The following is an 18,532-nucleotide window of genomic DNA, read 5'->3' as shown; positions in this document are numbered from 1 at the left end:
CTTTGCGCGATCGAGCGCAAGATATGCGCCGACGCGCCTTCACACGAGAGGAGGCGACGATGGGCAGCATGACATCCAAAGGTACCCTGCACGGTAACAGTTCGGCCCGTGCTCCCGGCTCCCAAGCCCGCGCGATCGCGCTGGTGGGACCGGCGGGCACGGGAAAGACCAGCCTCGCCGAAGCGTTGCTGTTCGCCAGCGGCGCGATCAACCGGCAGGGCAGCGTCGAGGCCGGCACCACGGTCGGTGACGCCAGTCCCGAAGCGCGCGCGCGGCGCGGCTCGACCGAGATCAACCTCATGCATCTCGACTATCTCGGTGATCGCTTCGCGCTGATCGACATGCCGGGCGGCGCCGGTTTCGCGGCCGACGGCCTCGCCGCACTGCAATCGGCCGACATGGTGCTGGTGGTGATCGACCCCGCCCCCGAACGCGCGGCGCTGGCCGAGCCGATCCTGCGCCGCCTCGACGAACTCGGCGTGCCGCACGCGGTGTTCGTCAACAAGATCGAGAACGCGCGCGCCGGCGCCGTGCGCGAACTGATCGGCGAACTCCAGCCGATGAGCCGCGAGCCGCTGGCCTTGCGGCAGATCCCGATCCGGGAGGGCGATCACGTCACCGGCTACGTCGATCTCGCGCTCGAGCGCGCCTATCGCTACCGCCCCGGCAAGGAATCCGAAAGGGTCGACATTCCCGGCGACATGATCGCGCGCGAACAGGAAGAGCGCACGCATCTGCTCGAAACGCTCGCCGATTTCGATGACACCTTGCTCGAAGCGCTGCTCATGGACGAGACGCCCGATACCGCGCAGGTCATGGCCGATCTCGCCGCGGACACCGCGGGCAACCAGGTCGTTCCCGTGGTGCTCGGCTCGGCGCTGACCGGCGGCGGCGTGCATCGCCTGCTCAAGCTGCTGCGCCACGAGACGCCGGGGCCCGAGGCGGTCGCCGCGCGGCTCGGTATCGAGGGCGGTACCGCGCTGCACGTGTTCAAGATCGCCAACGGCGGCGCCATGGGGCGGCTGGCGCTCGGCCGCGTCATCGGCCCGCAGGCCGGTGGCATCAACGAGGGCGACGAGCTTGCGGTCGGCGGCGAGGCGGCGCGCACGGGCTCGCTGTTCTTCCTCCAGGGCGACAAGACCGCCAAGCAGAGCGCGGCCGCGGCGGGCGACGTGGTCGCCGTCGCCAAGGTCGACTCGGCGCGCTGCGGCATGCTGCTGCCCGGCAAGGGGGCGAGTTGCACCTCGGCGCTGCTCGTCGAATATCCGGCGCGCAACGCAGCGATCGCCATCACCACGCGCGACCGCAAGGACGACGTCAAGCTCTCGACCGCGCTCCACCGGCTCTGCGAAGAGGATCCGGCGCTGCAGTGGTCGCAGGACGACGCGACGCACGAGACCCTGCTCCGCGGGGTCAACGACGACCATCTCCAGGTCGTGCTGGGGCGGCTGCAGCGGCGCTACGGCGTCGCGGTCGACACGCGCGCGCCGCGGATCGCCTATCGCGAATCGATCCGCAAGCCGGCCAGCCAGCGCGGGAGGCACAAGAAGCAGTCGGGCGGGCATGGCCAGTACGGCGACTGCGTGATCGAGATCCGCCCGCTCGCCGCCGGCGAGGGCTTCCGCTTCGATGACAGGATCACCGGCGGCGCGATCCCCAAGCAGTACATCCCCGCGGTCGAGATGGGCGTGCGCGACGCCATGATGAAAGGGCCGCTGGGCTTCCCCGTGGTCGACGTCGCGGTGACGCTGGTCGACGGCTCGTTCCACTCGGTCGATTCGTCCGAGCTCGCCTTCCGCGTGGCCGGGCGCATGGCCATGACCGAAGCCCTGGCCGCGGCGGCGCCCTACCTGCTCGAGCCGATCTGCAAGGTGGCGGTCGACGCGCCCGCCGGCACGGGTTCGAAGGTGGGCTCGGTGCTGTCGAGCCGGCGCGGGCAGATCCTCGGCCTCGCGCCGCATCCCGACTGGGCGCGGTGGGACCGGGTCGAGGCGCTGCTGCCCGAAGCGGCACTCCACGGGCTCGATGCCGAACTGCGCTCGCTGAGCCAGGGCTTGGCGAGTTTCAACGCCGACTTCGATCATCTGCAGGAACTGACGGGCAAGCACGCCGACGACGTCGTCAAGGCGCGGGTGACCGAGGTGGCCTGAACACGGGTAACCTGGCAGGGTGTGGGGATCGCGCTCCCCCGCCCTGCCCTTTGCGCCCGGCCCTTTGCGCCGGACCCTTTAGAACTTGAGCTTCATCTTCATCATGATGCGGTTGCTGACGAAGCCGCCGACGCCGGCACGCTCGACCTCGGCCTTGGCGCTGGCGTTCTCGCTGAGCTTGAGTTCGAGCGGATCGTCCTTCTGCTCGTAGCGATCGGGCAGCGGGCGCAGGCGGAACTGTTCGTTATCCTGGGCGCAGACGACGATCTCGCCGCTCGGCGACGGCGGGCAGCGCGGCTTGACCGGCGGGCCGAGCACGTTGAACCGGCCGGTGATGACCGGGGCCGGCGCTTCGATCGGGACGGGTACGGCATCTGCGGGCATGGGACCTCCACACGGCGTGGAGACCATCGGATTGCGGCGAATTGGCGGCAGTTCTCGCCGGGATTGGCTCGGGTTCGGAGCGATCCCGTCAGCCGGTGAACGTCAAGCCGCGCGCGTCTCGATCAGCGGTGCCACGGCGACGCGGTTGCGGCCGCTGCGCTTGGCTTCGTAGAGCGCGGCATCGGCAGCCGCGAGCCAGAGATCGCTGGTCATGCGGTCCGCGCCGATCGCCGCGACGCCGAAACTCGCGGTGACGCTGAGCGGCGGATCGTTGTCGATGACGAGCTGGCGCAGAGCGTAGCAGAAGCGTTGCGCGGCCTGGATGGCCGCGGCCTCGGTGGTTTCGGCCAGCAGCAGGCAGAATTCCTCCCCGCCGAGACGGCCCAGGGTATCGGCCGGACGGCGCGTGCCCTGGCAAGCCTGGACCACGGCGCGGATGACCTTGTCGCCGACGGCATGGCCATAGGTGTCGTTGACGCGCTTGAAGTGATCGATGTCGAGCATCACCAGCGCGGCCGGGCGCTGGCCACGGTCGAACAGCGTGATCTTCCGCTCGACCTCGGCGACGAAGGCGCGGCGGGTCAGCGCACCGGTCAGCGAGTCGCGATCGGCCATGTTGCGCAGTTCGAGCTGATCGACGACGAGCGCGGCGAGGCTCTTGAGGATCGCGATCTGCGCCGGATCGAAATCGCGCGGCCGCGTGTCGATCGCGCAGAGCGTGCCGATGTTGTAGCCGTCGGGGGTTTCGAGCGGCACGCCGGCGTAGCTGGCAATGCCGAGCTCGCCGGTGACCAGCGGATTTTCGCGGAAGCGCGAGTCCTGCGCGGCATCGCAGACGATCATCGGATCGCGACCGCGGATCGTGTGATCGCAGAAGGCGATCTCGCGCGGGGTTTCGGAGGCGTCGACGCCGGGATGCGACTTGAACCACTGGCGATCGGTATCGACCAGCGACACCGCGCAGATCGGCACCCCCAGCACGGCCCGCACGAGCTCGGTGATTCGATCGAAGGCACCGTCGGCCGGGCTGTCGAGAATGTCGTAACGCGCGAGCGCCGCGATGCGGCCCGTTTCGTCGTTCAGCTTGTCATCGGACATCAGATATCACCGTCCCACACCCACGGCATACCGGTCCGTTGCATCGCCCCCCAGCGATCACTTCTGACCGTATGCCGATGGGCACGGCTTAACAAAACGTACTTACCGGCTTCTTACTCCGCCGCCTGCGAGAGACCGCATTCGACCAAAGTCTAAGCCGTGGCACGGGTATGACCACGCGCCTGATGCAGGCCGAACACGCGCCGCGAAGCCAAAACGAAAAGAACCGGCGCGGCCACTCGCTGCCCGCGCCGGTCCCGTTTTCTCGAACGCATCCGGCAAGCCGGGCGACGTTCCTTGAAGGGTCAGATGTCGTCGTCCGCGTCCGGGCCCGCCATCATTTCCTCCGCAAGACCGTCGGTCTTGCCGCGGATCGCGGCTTCCAGACGGTCGGCAACTTCAGGATTGTCCTTGAGATACTGCTTCGAATTCTCGCGACCCTGGCCGATGCGGATCGAGTCGTAGCTGAACCAGGCGCCCGACTTCTCGACGATGCCGGCCTTGACGCCGAGGTCGAGGATCTCGCCGATCTTCGAAATGCCCTCGCCGTACATGATGTCGAACTCGACCTGCTTGAACGGCGGCGCGACCTTGTTCTTGACGACCTTGACGCGCGTGGCGTTGCCGGTGATTTCGTCGCGATCCTTGATCTGGCCGGTGCGGCGGATGTCGAGGCGGACCGAGGCGTAGAACTTGAGCGCATTGCCGCCGGTCGTGGTCTCGGGATTGCCGTACATCACGCCGATCTTCATGCGCAGCTGGTTGATGAAGATCACCATGCAGCGCGAACGGCTGATCGAGCCGGTGAGCTTGCGCAGCGACTGCGACATCAGGCGCGCCTGAAGGCCGACGTGGCTGTCGCCCATCTCGCCCTCGATTTCGGCACGCGGGACGAGCGCGGCGACCGAGTCGACCACGAGCACGTCGATCGCGTTCGAACGCACCAGGGTGTCGACGATCTCGAGCGCCTGCTCGCCGGTGTCGGGCTGCGAGACGATCAGCTCGTCGATGTCGACGCCGAGCTTCTTGGCATAGACCGGGTCGAGCGCGTGTTCGGCATCGACGAAAGCGGCGGTGCCGCCGGTCTTCTGCGCTTCGGCGATGACGTGAAGCGCCAGGGTGGTCTTGCCCGAGCTCTCGGGGCCATAGACCTCGATCACGCGGCCGCGCGGCAGGCCGCCGACGCCGAGCGCGATGTCGAGCCCGAGCGAACCGGTGGAAATCGCTTCCACCTTCATCGTCTCCTTCGAGCCCAGCTTCATCGCCGAGCCTTTGCCGAAAGCGCGATCGATCTGAGCCAGCGCTGCTTCGAGCGCCTTTTGACGGTCCATGGAGTCCTTTTCCTTGCCTTCCTGGATCAGCTTGAGCTGAGCAGCCATTTTCACGTCCTCCTGCCTAGAGCACCGACCGGGAAGGTCAACCGAGGCATTATGTATCGCGTTTGTTCTCACCGAACAAGAGGGGAACAGAATTTTCTGCGAAGACGGACGAATCGCCTGTCTGGCAGCCACTTGGGAGCAGCGAGCAAAGCCGCCCGAGCGCGAAACCGGGGCTCGGCAAAGCTAAATCGCACCAGCCCCTAGACCTTGGTCGAAGCGCGGGCCCGGTCGCATGGACTCGCTCCGCCACCGCACATAGGGGGCGTCTCGCTGCTGCAGCGGACCGTGCGGACAGGGGCATCCCAGGGGTGTCTGCCGGGACACCGCGCAGCAGCAAGCCCTTTCGCCAAGACATTGCGTCCGCACCCGGAGATCGTCTCGTGAAGCAGCTGCCCCTTTTCGATCTGATGCGTGTCTGGGCGGCCATGACCGGCCTCGTCATCGCAGTGATCTATTTCGGCGCGCTGACGCTCGGTCTCACGCCCTCGCCGGTCCTGCCGCTGCTGCTGGCCGCGATCGGCGGCTTCGAGCTGTTCCTCTTCGTCCAGGACATCGTGCTCGCGCGCAGCGGCAAAGCCCGCCGCTGATCGGCGGAACTAGCGCCCCGCGGCCAGCACCGCCGCGACCTTGTCCGAAATCTGCTGGACCGAGAACGGCTTCGGAATGAAGTGCACGTTCTCGATGTCGATCTGCCGGCGCAGTTGCTCCTCGGCATAGCCCGACATGAACAGCACGGGCAGATCGGGCACCAGCTTGCGGATTTCGCGCGCCATGGCCGGGCCGTCCATGCTCGGCATGACCACGTCGCTGACGACGAGATCGAACTGGCCACCGCTCTGCACGGCCTCGAGCCCTTCTTCGCCGTCGCAGGCCGTGGTGATCTTGTAGCCCTGCCGCGCCAGCGCCCGCTCGGCGACCATGCGCACGGTGTCCTCGTCCTCGACCAGCAGGATCGTGCCGCCACCGGCCCAGGCGCTGGGCGGCGGCGCGACGACCACGGCCGCGCTGGTGGGCGCACCGTGATGGACGGGCAGGTAGATCGTGAAGCGCGTACCGCGGCCCACCTCGCTGTCGGCGAAGATGAAGCCGCCCGATTGCTTGACGATGCCGTAGACGGTCGAGAGACCCAGGCCCGTGCCCTTGCCCTGCTCCTTGGTCGTGTAGAACGGCTCCCAGATCTTGCCGAGGTTCTCGGGCGGGATGCCCGAGCCGGTATCCTCGACGATCAGCGCCGTATAGTCGCCCACGGGCACGATCTCGCTGCGCATGCCACGCACGTCGGAGGCCGTGACGCTCTTGGTCATCAGGTTGAGATTGCCGCCGCGCGGCATCGCGTCGCGCGCGTTGACCACGAGGTTCATGATCACCTGGCCGAGCTGCGACGGGTCGGCGCGGACCGATCCGAGATCGCGGTCGTGGGTCACCGTGAACTGGATCTTCTCGCCGATCAGCCGCTTGAGCATCTGCGATATCTCGGCGACGACGTCGGGCAGCTGCAGCACTTCGGGGCGCAGGGTCTGCTGGCGCGAGAAGGCGAGCAACTGGCGCGTCAGCGAGGCGGCGCGGTTCGAATTCGCACGGATCTGCTGGATGTCGTCATAGTCCGAATCGCCGGGCGTATGGCGCAGCAGCATGAGGTCGCAGGTGCCGAGGATCGCGGTCAGCACGTTGTTGAAATCGTGCGCGACGCCGCCGGCGAGCTGGCCCACGGCCTGCATCTTGGTCGCCTGAGCGACCTGGCGCTTGAGCCGCGTCTCTTCCGAGCTGTCGGTCAGGCCGAGCAGCACCGCCGCCTCGCCCAGCCCGCGCACGCCGGCGAGGCTCAGCGAGACCGGATCGTCGGGCTGGCTGGCCAGCCGCACGGCGATGTCGCCAGCCGTCGCCGGGCCCTGGCCATAGCGGCGGATCGCATCGGACAGCGCGCCCTTGTCCTCGCGCACGACGAGGTCGGTCGGATAGGTCGGCGGCGTCTCGCCCTCGCGGCCGGCGGCGCGCAGGAAGGCGGCATTGGCGAAAAGCAGGCGGCCGTCGCGATCGGCCATGGCAAGACCGAGCGGCAACTGACCGAGCAGCGCTTCGAGGTGCGGCGCCGCGGCGCTGACCTCGACCCCGCCACCGCCGAGGCCAATGCCCGAATCGACGACGAGCATCAGCGACGGGGTCGTGTCGGGATCGGGCTCGCCGGGCAGATCGGGATCGGCGACCGGAACGTAGTAGAGCGTCAGCGGATTGCCCCGGCGGCCTTCGCGCGCCCAGGAGATGCGGTCGCTGTCCTCCTGCTGCAGCAGCGAGACGAAATCCTGCCCCACGGGCGAGGCCAGCATGTCGCCCAGCGCACGCGTGGCGAAGCCGGTGCTGGCGGCACGGATCACGCCGTCGGGATCGACGATCGCGGCGGCGAAGCCCGCGCGATCGAGCGCGCGACCGAGCTTGCCATCGAGATGCTCGACGAGATCGGCGACGGGATCGGTCGCGAGGATCGGGACGAAGCGCCAGACGAGGAAATCGTCGCCGCGGCCCGTGCGTTCGGCCTGGGCCTTCCAGCGATGGACGCCGCCGTCGGCAATGCCGCTCTCGACCAGGTCGGTGACGCCGCGGCCATCGCGCCAGGCCGAACGCGCAGCGCGCGAGAGGCGTTCGAGCGAGGCCTCGTCGACCGGCAGCCGCGGCGGCGCGTGAGCGGCGCCGAACCAGGTCTCGTAGCGGGCATTGGCGCAGACGAGCCGGCCCGCGCGATCGATGATGGCGATGGCGATGTCGGGATTTTCGATCGCCGCGACGGTCACCGACCAGTCGGGCAGCGCGAATTCGGCCTGCGCCTCGGTCGGGCGGCCACGCGTCAGGACATAACCGAGCCCGCCGAGCACGCCGAGGCCGCCAGCGAAGGCGGCGGCGACCAGCGGCTCGCGCGTGATCGCCCAGATGAGCAGCAGGCTCAGGACGAGCGCTCCCGCGACCATGGCCCAGTCGGCCGGTCTGCGTGCGGGAGCGTCGCCGATCATTCGAGCAGTTCGGCCGGCTGTGGCGGCCGCGGCATGGCGAGGCCTTCCTGGCGCGTGCGGCGCTTGTGGCCGATCCACCAGCGCCAGAAGAACGACGAGATCAGATAGCCGACCGCGGCCGAGACCACCGAAATGACGAACAGGCCGATCAGCAGCGCCGGCGCCGCATCGGACAACAGCCAGCGAGTCCACTCGCGTAGGCCGGCGCTATGCTCGACCATCGACATCAGGGTCGAGATGTCGGCGTGGAAGCCCAGCTTGTTGCCGATATAGGCCGAGGCGATCAGGATCAGCGGCGTCGTCAGCGGGTTCGACAGGAAGGTCATGGCCGCGGCGATCGGAATGTTGCCGCGACAGGGCACGCACATCAGCGCCGCGCCGACGATCTGCACCCCGGGAATCAGCGCGAAAATGCCGATCAGCAGCCCGACGGCGACACCGCGCGGCACCGAGCGGCGGGTGAATCGCCAAAGCTCCTGCCGGCGCGCGAAAGGCGCCACGAAGCGGTTGGCTTCGAGCTCTTCGCGCTTGGGCATCGCGCGATGCAACCAGGAGGCAAATCGGTTCTGCATGATTCCGTGTGTGGCCATGCCCCTGCTATCGCAGAGACAACTGACGTTAACCTTAACCGTGATCCCGCATAATCCGCGACTGCTCACGTTTCCAGTCGCGGTCCTTGACCGTCTGGCGCTTGTCGGCGGCATTCTTGCCCTTGGCCAGGGCCAGTTCCACCTTCGCGCGCCCGCGGCCGTTGAAATAGATCGAAAGCGGCACCAGCGTCATACCCTTGCGCTCGACCGCCCCGTGCAGGCGATCGATCTGGCGCGCGTTGAGCAGCAGCTTGCGCGGGCGCTTGGGCTCGTGGTTGAACCGATTGCCGTGGCTGAACTCGGGTACGTTCGAATTGACCAGCCAGGCCTCGCCGCCGCGGATCTCCGCATAGGCCTCGGCGATCGAGCCTTCGCCGAAGCGCAGGCTCTTCACTTCGGTGCCGGTGAGCATGATGCCCGCCTCGAACTTGTCCTCGATGAAATAGTCGAACCGCGCGCGCCGGTTCTCGGCGACGGTCTTCTGCTTGTCGAATTCTGCGTGATGCGGGCGGGCCATGGTGAGGCGGATGTAGAGATCGGACGCGCTTTGTAAAAGGCGCGATTTCGTTCCGACCTCCCCTGGCCCGTCTCATCCGTTCACTGCGGCTGATGGAAGCCCATGATGACGTCGACCGCGACGATGCGATCGGCATCGTCGAACTCGTAGACCGACAACGATCGCAGCGAACTGACCGAGCCGTCGGCCGCGGTCGCGCGCTCGTCGAGGTCGAGATAGACGAGATTCCCCACCTCGCTCGCGCGGTGCAGGTCCTTCTCGTACTTCTGGCTGTGCGCGCCCCACTGCTCGAGCATGGCGCGATAGCTCGGCCAGTCCATCTCGGTGCGCTCGTTGCCACGACGCACGAAGCGGTTCGCGTCGATCAGCGGCAGCAGCGCATCCCAGCTGTCGTCGCTCTGGCGATTGACGATCGCCGCCATCTTGTCGCCATAAGCCATCGCCCGCTGCGCGCGCGGGCTGCTGATCTCGGCCTGCGTGGTCCAGTTTCCCGACATGTCTCTCTCCTGCGTTCTCGTGATTCGCAGGAGAGTGTCGGACTAGCCGCCGCGCGCCGCAAGCCCAGCGAACGCAGACCCGAAATGCCGACAGGCTGTTCGCCGGTCAGAGGCCGACGACGGGCGTCAGCGCGGCCTCGGCGCCGCTGCGCTCGAACAGCGGCTGCAGCCGCTGCCGGGCGGGATCGTTGCGATAGGCGTCGAAGGCCGCCTGGTCGGCGAATTCGAGCAGATGGATTTCGAAGACGTTGTCGAGCGACCGCACGCGGTATTTCAGCGCGGCGCCGTGCTGCTCCAGCAGGGGCAGCACGGCGGCCTCGTAGGCGTCGAAGGCCTCGATATCTGCCGACGAAAGGTCGAACGTGGCCAGCAGCAGCACGGCGCGGCGCTCAGAGCAGGTCGGCGTGCTTCAGCGCCGCGTCGACCGCCGCCTTCGCGCCATCGTTCGGGCGCACCAGCGGCAGGCGCAGTTCGTCACCGATCCAGTCGTTGACCTGGGCCAGCGCGTACTTGCACGGCCCCGGCGAGGCATCCTCGAACATCGCGTAGTGCAGCGGATAGAGCTTGTCGTTGAGCTCGCGCGCCTTCTTGAGGTCGCCCTCGGCGCAGGCCGCCTGGAAATCGGCGCAGAGCCGCGGCGCGACGTTCGCGGTGACCGAGATGCAGCCGACGCCGCCGGCGGCGTTGAACGGCAGGGCCAGTTCGTCATCGCCCGAGAGCTGGGCGAAATCGCCCTGGATGCCCATGCGGTGATCGGTCACGCGGCTGAGATCGCCGCTGGCATCCTTGATCGCGACGAAGCGGCCCGGATAGCGACGCGTCAGTTCGCAGACGGTCTCGGGCTTGAGATCGGTCACCGTGCGGCCGGGCACGTTGTAGAGCACGATCGGCAGGTCGCTGTGCTCGGCGAGGTAGCCGAAGTGCGCGAGCAGGCCTTCCTGGCTCGGGCGGTTGTAATAGGGCGCGACGAGCAGCGCGGCCTGGGCGCCGCACTTCTTCGAGAAGTTCATGTGCAGCAGCGCGTTCATCGTGTCGTTGCTGCCGCAACCGGCGATCACCGGCACGCGGCCCGCGGCCTGCTCGACGCAGACCTCGATCACGCGGTGATGCTCGGCATTCGACAGCGTCGAGTTCTCGCCCGTGGTGCCGCAGGGGACCAGGCCCGACGAACCGTTCTCGATCTGCCAGTCGACCAGCTTGCGGAACGCCGCCTCGTCGAACGCTCCATCGCGAAACGGTGTAACCAGGGCGGGAATGGAACCGGAAAACATGGACTTTGCACCTGCACTTGCCCCATGACGACCGCCTGATCCGTAAAAAGATCCGGCCGACCGGCGGGGTCGGGTTATTTCATTCAGCGCCTGATAAGGAGCCTTGCCCCTCTATGTCCAGCATGCGTGCGACTCCTCTTGTGCTGCTCCTGGGTCTGGCTTCGATTTCGACGCCCGCGGCCTGCCAGGACACCAATCGCGATGCCAACCGTGACGTCAGCCGCGACGCCAGCCGTGATGGGGGCGAATGGGACCGCGCGCGGCAGCAGCTCGCCGCGGGTCCGAGCACGGGCATGGCCTCGGCGATCGCGCAGTGGCGCCAGCTCACCGGATCGCCCGGCGTGCTCGGCTTCGAGACCTATGCCAGCTACCTGCTCGCCTATCCGGGCCTGCCCGACGAGGACAAGCTGCGCACCTATGCCGAGAAGGCGCTCGACCGGGAATCGCCCGACCTGCGCCGGCTCGTGGCCTACTTCGACCGCTTCCCGCCGCTGACCAACGGCGCGCGTGCGCGCTATGCCCTGGCGCTGGCGGCGCTGCAGCGGCCCGAGGCGCGCAGCGTCGCACTCGTCGCCTGGCGCGGCGGCGTGATGAACGACGCGTCCGAGGCCGCGATCTTCGCGCTGCTCGGCCAGAGCCTGACCCAGGCCGACCACGACGCGCGGATGAACGCGCTGCTCTGGGCGGGTGACGCCAATGCCGCCGCGCGGCAGATGACCTATGTCTCGCCCGCCGCGCGCGCGGGCTTCAACGCGCGGCTGGCGCTGAACCAGGGCTCCTCGCCGGGGCAGCTCGGCCTGCCCGTGCCCGGCGACGCGCTGCGCGATGCCGGCTACATCTATGCCAGCGTCCGCCAGGCGCGGCGTTCGGGCAATGCCTATTCGGCCGTGCAGATGCTGGCGACGCGCCCGCCGGCGCAGACCCCGCCGCTCGAGCCCGAGAAGTGGATCACCGAGCTGCTGTCGTCCGCGCGCGGCGCCGACTCGGCGAGCGCGGTGCGCATCGCCGCCTCGATCGACGATACCTTCGCCCCCGGCACCGACGTCAGCCGCATGTCCTACAAGATCCGCGACGACTACACCTCGCTGATGTGGCTCGGCGGCACCAAGGCCATGGCGATGAACAACCCCGGCTCGGCCGCGCCGCTGTTCTACCGCTACGGCGCCGCCGCGCAGACCCCGCAGACGCGCGCCAAGGGCTTCTACTGGGCTGGTGTCGCGGCCTCGCGCAGCGGCCAGTCGGCCGAAGCCAACCGCTATCTCGAACAGGCCGCCGCGCACCCCACGGCCTTCTACGGCATGCTCGCGCTCGAACGCCTGGGCCGACCGGTGCCGCCGCTGTCGCACGCCGCGACGGTCACCCCTGCCCCGGCCGAGCGTCAGGCCTTCATGGCCCGGCCGATCACCCAGGCCGTGCGCGAGGTCGCACGCGGTGCCGACTGGAAGACCACGGTCCGCTTCTTCCGCGAGATCAGCGACCAGGCGGTCAGCGAGAGCGATCACGTCCTCGTCGCCGAACTGGCCAGCAGCCTCGGCCGCCGCGACCTCGGCGTCATCCTCGGCCAGGCCGCCCATTCCGAAGGCATGGACAAGTTCAACCAGATCTCCTTCCCGCTGATCCCGACGCCCCCGGGCTCGGACTGGACGATGGTCCACGCGATCAGCCGCCAGGAGAGCCAGTTCTCGATGAACGCGATCAGCCACGCCGGCGCGGCCGGGCTGATGCAGCTGATGCCGGGCACCGCGCGCGAGCAGGCGGGCAAGATCGGCCTCGCCTACAGCCCCTCGGCGATCACGACCGACGCGATCTACAACCTGCGCCTCGGCGACGGCTATTTCGGCCGCATGATGGACTATTTCGGCGGCTCCTATCCGCTCGCGGTGGCCGCCTACAACGCCGGTCCGGGCAATGTGAACAAGTGGCTGCGCAGCAACGGCGATCCGCGCCAGGGCGGCGTCGACTGGATCGACTGGATCGAGAAGATCCCGCTCAGCGAAACGCGCAACTACGTCCAGCGCGTGCTCGAAAACGCCGTGGTCTACGAGGCGATGAACCCCAATCGCGCGCGCTACAGCGGCGCCGCGCCGCTGAGCCACTTCATCGGCAAGCGCACGCCGGGCTGATCCGATGAAGCCCGACGGACCTCCGATCAGCCCTGCGGGGATGGCAAGCCTGCGCGCGCGCTACGATCATCTGCTCGGCACCGAACGCCCGGCGATCGTCGAGATCGTCAGCTGGGCCGCGGGCAATGGCGACCGCTCGGAGAACGGCGACTATCTCTACGGCCGCAAGCGCATGCGCGAGATCGACCGCGAGCTCGCACACCTCGCCCGGCGCATGGCCAAGCTGCGCGTGATCGATCCCTCGGCGCAGGCCGACAAGGGCCGCGCCTGGTTCGGCGCAACGGTGACGATCGCCGACGAGGACGACAACGAGCGCGTGCTGACCCTGGTCGGCGACGACGAGCAGGACGCGAGCCTCGGCAAGATCGGCTGGAGCGCCCCCCTGGCCCGCGCGCTGCGCGGCGCGGCGATCGGCGACCTGCGCCGCGTTCATCTGCCGGGCGGCGAGAAGGAATGGGAAGTCGTCGCGATCGTTTATCCCTGAAGCGGAACCGGGCCGACGGCTCGCGCATTGGTCGTGACATGCAGCAGCAGATCTCGGTCATAACGCTCGGCATCGCCGATCTCGCGCGTTCGAAGCGGTTCTACGTCGAGGGCTTCGGCTGGAAGCCGGTGTTCGAGAACGACGACGTCGTCTTCTACCAGATGAACGGGCTGATGCTCGGCACCTGGCTGCGGCCGCAGCTCGAGGACGACATGCGCCGGCCCGGCGGCGACGGCCCCGGCGCCTTCAGCCTCGCGCACAACGCGCCTGACGAGGCGACGGTCGACAGCCTCATCGACCGGCTCGTCGCGGCCGGCGGCAGCCTGCTGCGCAAGGCCGATGCCCCGCCCCACGGCGGCTATCGCGGCTATGTCGCCGACCCCGACGGTCATTCCTGGGAGATCGCCTTCAATCCCGCCTGGCCGATCGATGCCGAGGGCCACGTCACCTTCGGCATCTGACCATTGTCCCGCTCGCCGCGACGGGTTAGGTTTTGCTCGTCACCTTGTGCAAAAGCACGAGGTCGTGCGGATGCGATCGATCGCGGCAAACCGTGACGACGCCGGTTGGGAGACTGGAACATGGCCGACATCAAGGTCAGCGAACTCAGCAGTGAACATGCCTTCGGCGCGCGGATAGCGGGCCTGAACTGGGACATCATAAACGATCCGGCGGTGCGCGAACGGATCGCCGCGGTCTTCGTCGAGCGCGGCATGATCGTGTTCGAGGACATGGAACCCAGCGCGAAGATGCAGGTCGCGGTCAGCAAGATCTTCGGACCGCTCAAGGACCACCCGACCAAGTCGACTCCGCGCGACGGCGAGACCGGCGACGAGGCCGAGGGCGTGATCGACATGCATTACGACCCCAAGAAGGGGAACAACGACGCCGGCGGCCTCGTCGAGATCGATGGCCAGGTGCTCGCGCGCTTCTCGCCCTGGCACTTCGACCACTGCTACAACGACGAGCTCAACTATGCGGGCGTCCTGCGCTCGCCGATCGTCGCGCCCGAGGGCGGCCGTACCGGCTTCATGGACGGGATCGAGCTCTACAAGAACTTCCCCAAGGACCTGCTTGCGCAGATCGAAGGGCTCAACGTGATCTACACGCTCGACACGCGGCTGACCAAGCAGCGCTTCGGCGTGAACTTCAAGGCCTTCGAGGACACGTCGCCGCCGATGCTCGCACTGCTCAAGGAAGTGGCGATCTTCCCGCGCGCGATGCATCCCGCGGTCTGGACGCGCGAGACCGGCGAGAAGGTGCTGCACATCGGCCCGTGGATGTCGGTCGGCGTCGAGCACAACGAGACCCCGGAGTTCGAAAAGGTCTACGACGCGGTCTGCCACGAGATCAACCGCCAGGGCACGGGCAACGCCGCCTACTGGCACGAGTGGAAGCCCACCGACCTGGTGATCTGGGACAACCACCGCATGGTCCACGCGGTCGAGGGCTGCGACGCGCAGTACGAACGCCAGACGCTGCGCACGACGATCAAGGGCGATTACGGTCACGGCTATTTCGAGGACGGCAAGAAGATCGGCGAGGTGTTCCGCGAGGTGGCTTGAGAGCGACCACCCTCACCGCTGCGACTAGGCTCGCCTGCGGTTCGCCAAGTCTCGCTCCCTCTCCCGCCAGCGGGAGAGGGGAAGAGGAAGCCGCCTTCTCCCGCCGGCGGGAGAAGGATAGCGCAGCTTGCGTCCGCAGGACGCTAGCGGAGCTTGGATGAGGGTGGCCGCAGCCGAGCGCCGAGCTTTCCTACACGCACAGATTCTGCGAAGAGCCGGGAAATGGCCGGAAAAACCCTCCCTCTCGAAAAGCACGCGGCACCCGACCGCCGCCTTTCGCGCTCCGGTTTTCTCTCCGCGACCCCCGTCACTTTTGTCACCTTTGTCACCTTGTGCGCGCTAGTGCTCGCCCCCACCTCCGCGCTCGCCCGCGACAGCCTGGGCATGTTCTCGACCTGGGGCGCCTTCCGCGATCCGGCGGTGCCGCGCTGCTATGCGATCGCCATGGCCGAGCCGAGCACCAAGCAGCGCGACTACCAGCCCTATGCCTCGATCGGCACCTGGCCCCGGCGCGAGGTGCGCGGCCAGGTGCACCTGCGCCTGTCGCGCAAGCTCATGCCCGGCGCGCGGATCGTGCTGACGGTCGGACGCGAGCGCTTCGCGCTGACCGGCGGCGGCGGCGATGCCTGGGCGGTTGACCGCCGGATGGACGCGGCGATCGTCGCCGCCATGCGCTCGGCAAACGCGATGACCGTTTCGGCGCGCGACGCCAAGGGCGGTGGCTTCTCCAACACCTGGCCACTGGCCGGGGCCGCCACGGCCATGGACGCGGCCGCGATCGGCTGCGTCCAGCAGAGGTAGAAATCCGGCGCGAATGCGGCTATATGCGCCGCTCCCATGACAGATATTGACGTTTCACAGGCCACCGGCCTGATGCAGATCCCCGGGCACATCGACCCGCTCCCCGTCGCGCGCGACATCACCCCGCGCGAGGACGGCCGCCTGGACCTGCTCGGTCTGCCCAAGAAGGACATCGCCGCGCTGTTCGAGCAAGCCGGGCTCGACGCCAAGGCCGCCAAGCTGCGCGCCAAGCAGGTCTACCACTGGCTCTATCACCGCGGCGTCACCGATTTCGAGGCGATGACCGACATCGCCAAGACCATGCGCCCCTGGCTGACCGAGCGCTTCATCGTCGGCCGCCCCGAGATCGTCGAGGCGCAGATCTCGAACGACGGCACGCGCAAGTGGCTGCTCCGCACCGCCGACAACCACGACTTCGAGATGGTGTTCATTCCCGACGCCGACCGCGGCACGCTCTGCGTGTCGAGCCAGGTCGGCTGCACGCTCAACTGCCGCTTCTGCCATACCGGCACGATGCGCCTGGTGCGCAACCTGACTCCGGGCGAGATCGTCGGCCAGGTCATGCTCGCGCGCGACGCGCTCGGCGAGTGGCCCAAGGGCCGCATGGACTTCGCCTTCGCCGCCGATGACGGCGCCGAGGAAGACGAGGACGGCGGCGACTACCGCGCCGACGGCCGCCTGCTGACCAACATCGTCATGATGGGCATGGGCGAACCGCTCTACAATTTCGACAACGTCCGCGACGCGCTGCGGCTGGTCATGGACGGCGAAGGCCTGGCGCTCTCGAAGCGCCGCATCACCTTGTCGACCAGCGGCGTCGTGCCGCTGATGGCGCGCGCCGGCGAGGAGATCGGCGTCAATCTCGCGGTCTCGCTCCACGCGGTGACCAAGGAGGTCCGCGACGAGATCGTGCCGATCAACAAGAAATTCGGCATCGAGGAACTGCTCCAGGCCTGCGCCGACTATCCCGGCGCCTCGAACGCGCGCCGCATCACCTTCGAATACGTGATGCTCAAGGACAAGAACGACAGCGACGACGACGCACGCGAGCTCGTCCGCCTGATCAAGCAGTACAAGCTGCCCGCCAAGGTCAACCTGATCCCGTTCAACCCCTGGCCCGGCGCTTCCTACGAGTGCTCGTCGCCCGAGCGGATCAAGCGCTTCTCGGAGATCGTCTTCGAGGCCGGCATCAGCGCCCCGGTGCGAACCCCGCGCGGCCGCGACATCGATGCCGCCTGCGGTCAGCTCAAGACCGCGGCGGAGAAGAAGAGCCGCGCCACCCGCGACCGCGAAGAACTCGAACGGCTCTACGCCGAGAAGGAAGCCGCGCTCGGCTGACCATTCGTCGCGCGCGAAGTTCGGCTCACCGTACAAATCTGCACACAACGATCCGTTCATCCTCGGTTGAGGTGCCCTGCCCGAACGCGGGCCAGCACAAAGCACAACAACATGAGGACACCGATCATGCGTAAGACCCTTCTCGCCCTGACGCTCGCCGCCGTCGCGTTGCCGACCGTGCCGGTCTTCGCCGACCCGCCGCACTGGGCCCCGGCCCACGGCCGCCGCGCCCAGGGTCTCTACGACAGCAACGGCCGTTATCGCGAACCGCACCGCCTGGGCCGCAACGACCGCGTCTGGCGCGGCAACGATGGCCGCTACTACTGCAAGCGCGGCAACGGCACGACCGGCCTGATCGTCGGCGCCGCAGCCGGCGCCCTGCTCGGCCGCGCGATCGACACCCGCGGCGATCGCATGCTCGGCACCCTGCTCGGCGGTGCCGGCGGTGCCCTGCTCGGCCGCGAGATCGACCGCGGCGGACTGCGCTGCCGCTGACACGAGTACCGCCCCGGCGCACTTTCGCCGGGGCGGCCATTTTCCCGGTTTCCTAACGCCTTGGCCTGTGCTTGGCTGGCTTCATGCTTCCCGCAGTCCTCGTCACCGGCGGCGCCCGGCGCATCGGCGCGATCATCGCAAGAACCTTCGGCCAGGCCGGCTGGCACGTGGTCATCCACCACAAGGATTCGCACGACGAGGCCGAGGCGCTTGCCGCCACCCTGCCCTCGGCCGAGATCGTACAGTGTGACCTCGCCGACATCGCAGCCTCGGCATCGCTGATCGAAGAGCTGGTCTCCCGGCTCGACGATTGGCGCGTGCTGGTGAACAGCGCCGCCGTGTTCAACCCCGACACCGCGCAGGACCTCGACCCGGCGATCTTCCACGAAGCCGTGACGGTCAACGCCGCGACCCCGGCGCGCATGGCCCAGGTGTTTCTCGCCAAGGCCCGCAGCAAGACGGGACGCCGCGTGATCGATCTCACCGACATGAAGATCGCCAATCCCAATCCCGATTTCTTCTCCTACACGATGGCCAAGCACGCCTTCGCATCGACCGTGCGGATGATGGCCATGGCCCAGGCCGATCCGGCCGACCGCGTCTACGGCCTCGCGCCCGGCGCTATGCTGCCGAGCTTCGACCAGGCGCCCGAAGAACACCTGACCAGCGGCCGGATGAACCTGCTGCAGCGCCTGACCGATCCGCAGGAACTGGCCCAGGCCGCGCTGTTCCTGGCCGAGGGCTGGCTGGCCAGCGGCGAGACGCTGTTCGTCGATTCGGGCCAGCACCTGCTCGCCCAGCCGCGCGACGTGCTGTTCCTCGCGCGCGAATAATCGCC

The 18,532-nt window shown here is 68.1% G+C and carries 19 protein-coding genes; 10 read left to right on the top strand and 9 right to left on the bottom strand.

The genetic code is table 11. The features are described from left to right. Positions 1-68 precede the first annotated feature (68 nt). Positions 69-2,150: an elongation factor G gene (locus OLX23_RS13105; RefSeq protein ID WP_264445439.1), complete on the top strand. Its 2,082-nt coding sequence runs from the start codon at positions 69-71 to the stop codon at positions 2,148-2,150. 78 nt (positions 2,151-2,228) lie between these two features. On the opposite strand, the gene OLX23_RS13100 is transcribed toward OLX23_RS13105, so the two are convergent. From OLX23_RS13100 to recA, 3 genes are all read right to left on the bottom strand, one after another. After that, entirely contained in the window at positions 2,229-2,534 is a 306-nt protein-coding gene (locus tag OLX23_RS13100) for a hypothetical protein (RefSeq protein ID WP_264445438.1), read from the bottom strand. Positions 2,535-2,636: 102 nt separating this feature from the next. Then, positions 2,637-3,632, bottom strand: coding sequence for a sensor domain-containing diguanylate cyclase (locus tag OLX23_RS13095; protein ID WP_264445437.1), 996 nt, complete (start codon positions 3,630-3,632; stop codon positions 2,637-2,639). Between the two features lie 305 nt (positions 3,633-3,937). Continuing rightward, positions 3,938-5,011, bottom strand: a complete 1,074-nt coding sequence (gene recA, locus OLX23_RS13090) for a recombinase RecA (RefSeq protein WP_264445436.1) — start codon at positions 5,009-5,011, stop codon at positions 3,938-3,940. Positions 5,012-5,391: 380 nt separating this feature from the next. Here recA and OLX23_RS13085 point away from each other — a divergent pair, with 380 nt between their 5' ends. Further along, complete coding sequence (locus tag OLX23_RS13085; RefSeq protein WP_264445435.1) at positions 5,392-5,598, top strand: hypothetical protein; 207 nt, start codon at positions 5,392-5,394, stop codon at positions 5,596-5,598. A 9-nt stretch (positions 5,599-5,607) separates the two neighbouring features. Here the strand turns inward: OLX23_RS13085 and OLX23_RS13080 are convergent, their stop codons facing one another. The 6 genes from OLX23_RS13080 to dapA form a co-directional block, all read right to left on the bottom strand. After that, positions 5,608-8,013, bottom strand: coding sequence for an ATP-binding protein (locus OLX23_RS13080; RefSeq protein ID WP_264445434.1), 2,406 nt, complete (start codon positions 8,011-8,013; stop codon positions 5,608-5,610). Continuing rightward, positions 8,010-8,585: a DUF2062 domain-containing protein gene (locus OLX23_RS13075; protein ID WP_264445692.1), complete on the bottom strand. Its 576-nt coding sequence runs from the start codon at positions 8,583-8,585 to the stop codon at positions 8,010-8,012. The genes OLX23_RS13080 and OLX23_RS13075 overlap by 4 nt, the downstream gene beginning before the upstream one ends. 52 nt (positions 8,586-8,637) lie before the next feature. Then, complete coding sequence (gene smpB, locus OLX23_RS13070; protein WP_264445433.1) at positions 8,638-9,120, bottom strand: SsrA-binding protein SmpB; 483 nt, start codon at positions 9,118-9,120, stop codon at positions 8,638-8,640. An 80-nt stretch (positions 9,121-9,200) separates the two neighbouring features. Next, positions 9,201-9,617 (bottom strand): hypothetical protein, encoded by a 417-nt coding sequence (locus OLX23_RS13065; RefSeq protein ID WP_264445432.1) that lies wholly within the window; start codon positions 9,615-9,617, stop codon positions 9,201-9,203. Between the two features lie 106 nt (positions 9,618-9,723). Beyond that, on the bottom strand, positions 9,724-9,996 hold the full coding sequence (locus OLX23_RS13060; protein ID WP_264445431.1) for a hypothetical protein: 273 nt from the start codon (positions 9,994-9,996) through the stop codon (positions 9,724-9,726). Between the two features lie 10 nt (positions 9,997-10,006). Further along, on the bottom strand, positions 10,007-10,888 hold the full coding sequence (gene dapA / locus OLX23_RS13055) for a 4-hydroxy-tetrahydrodipicolinate synthase (RefSeq protein ID WP_264445430.1): 882 nt from the start codon (positions 10,886-10,888) through the stop codon (positions 10,007-10,009). Between the two features lie 113 nt (positions 10,889-11,001). Between dapA and OLX23_RS13050 the strand changes: the two genes are divergently transcribed. The 8 genes from OLX23_RS13050 (at position 11,002) to OLX23_RS13015 (ending at position 18,527) form a co-directional block, all read left to right on the top strand. Next, on the top strand, positions 11,002-13,011 hold the full coding sequence (locus OLX23_RS13050) for a lytic transglycosylase domain-containing protein (RefSeq protein WP_264445429.1): 2,010 nt from the start codon (positions 11,002-11,004) through the stop codon (positions 13,009-13,011). Positions 13,012-13,015: 4 nt separating this feature from the next. Then, positions 13,016-13,495 carry a GreA/GreB family elongation factor gene (locus tag OLX23_RS13045; protein WP_264445428.1) on the top strand — a complete coding sequence of 160 codons (480 nt, stop codon included), beginning with the start codon at positions 13,016-13,018 and terminating at the stop codon, positions 13,493-13,495. A gap of 38 nt (positions 13,496-13,533) precedes the next feature. Further along, a complete protein-coding gene (locus tag OLX23_RS13040) occupies positions 13,534-13,956 on the top strand; it encodes a VOC family protein (RefSeq protein WP_264445427.1) in 423 nt (140 codons plus the stop codon). Positions 13,957-14,076: 120 nt separating this feature from the next. Next, entirely contained in the window at positions 14,077-15,060 is a 984-nt protein-coding gene (locus OLX23_RS13035) for a TauD/TfdA dioxygenase family protein (protein WP_264445426.1), read from the top strand. 384 nt (positions 15,061-15,444) lie between these two features. Then, positions 15,445-15,861, top strand: coding sequence for a hypothetical protein (locus OLX23_RS13030; protein WP_264445691.1), 417 nt, complete (start codon positions 15,445-15,447; stop codon positions 15,859-15,861). A 36-nt stretch (positions 15,862-15,897) separates the two neighbouring features. Further along, on the top strand, positions 15,898-17,199 hold the full coding sequence (gene rlmN, locus OLX23_RS13025; RefSeq protein WP_264445425.1) for a 23S rRNA (adenine(2503)-C(2))-methyltransferase RlmN: 1,302 nt from the start codon (positions 15,898-15,900) through the stop codon (positions 17,197-17,199). 126 nt (positions 17,200-17,325) lie between these two features. Then, positions 17,326-17,694 (top strand): glycine zipper 2TM domain-containing protein, encoded by a 369-nt coding sequence (locus OLX23_RS13020; protein ID WP_264445424.1) that lies wholly within the window; start codon positions 17,326-17,328, stop codon positions 17,692-17,694. An 83-nt stretch (positions 17,695-17,777) separates the two neighbouring features. Continuing rightward, entirely contained in the window at positions 17,778-18,527 is a 750-nt protein-coding gene (locus OLX23_RS13015; protein ID WP_264445423.1) for an SDR family oxidoreductase, read from the top strand. Positions 18,528-18,532: the final 5 nt, after the last annotated feature.

It is taken from the genome of Novosphingobium sp. JCM 18896 (assembly GCF_025938095.1).
Taxonomy (GTDB): domain Bacteria; phylum Pseudomonadota; class Alphaproteobacteria; order Sphingomonadales; family Sphingomonadaceae; genus Novosphingobium.
This window is presented reverse-complemented; position numbering and strand designations above follow the sequence as displayed.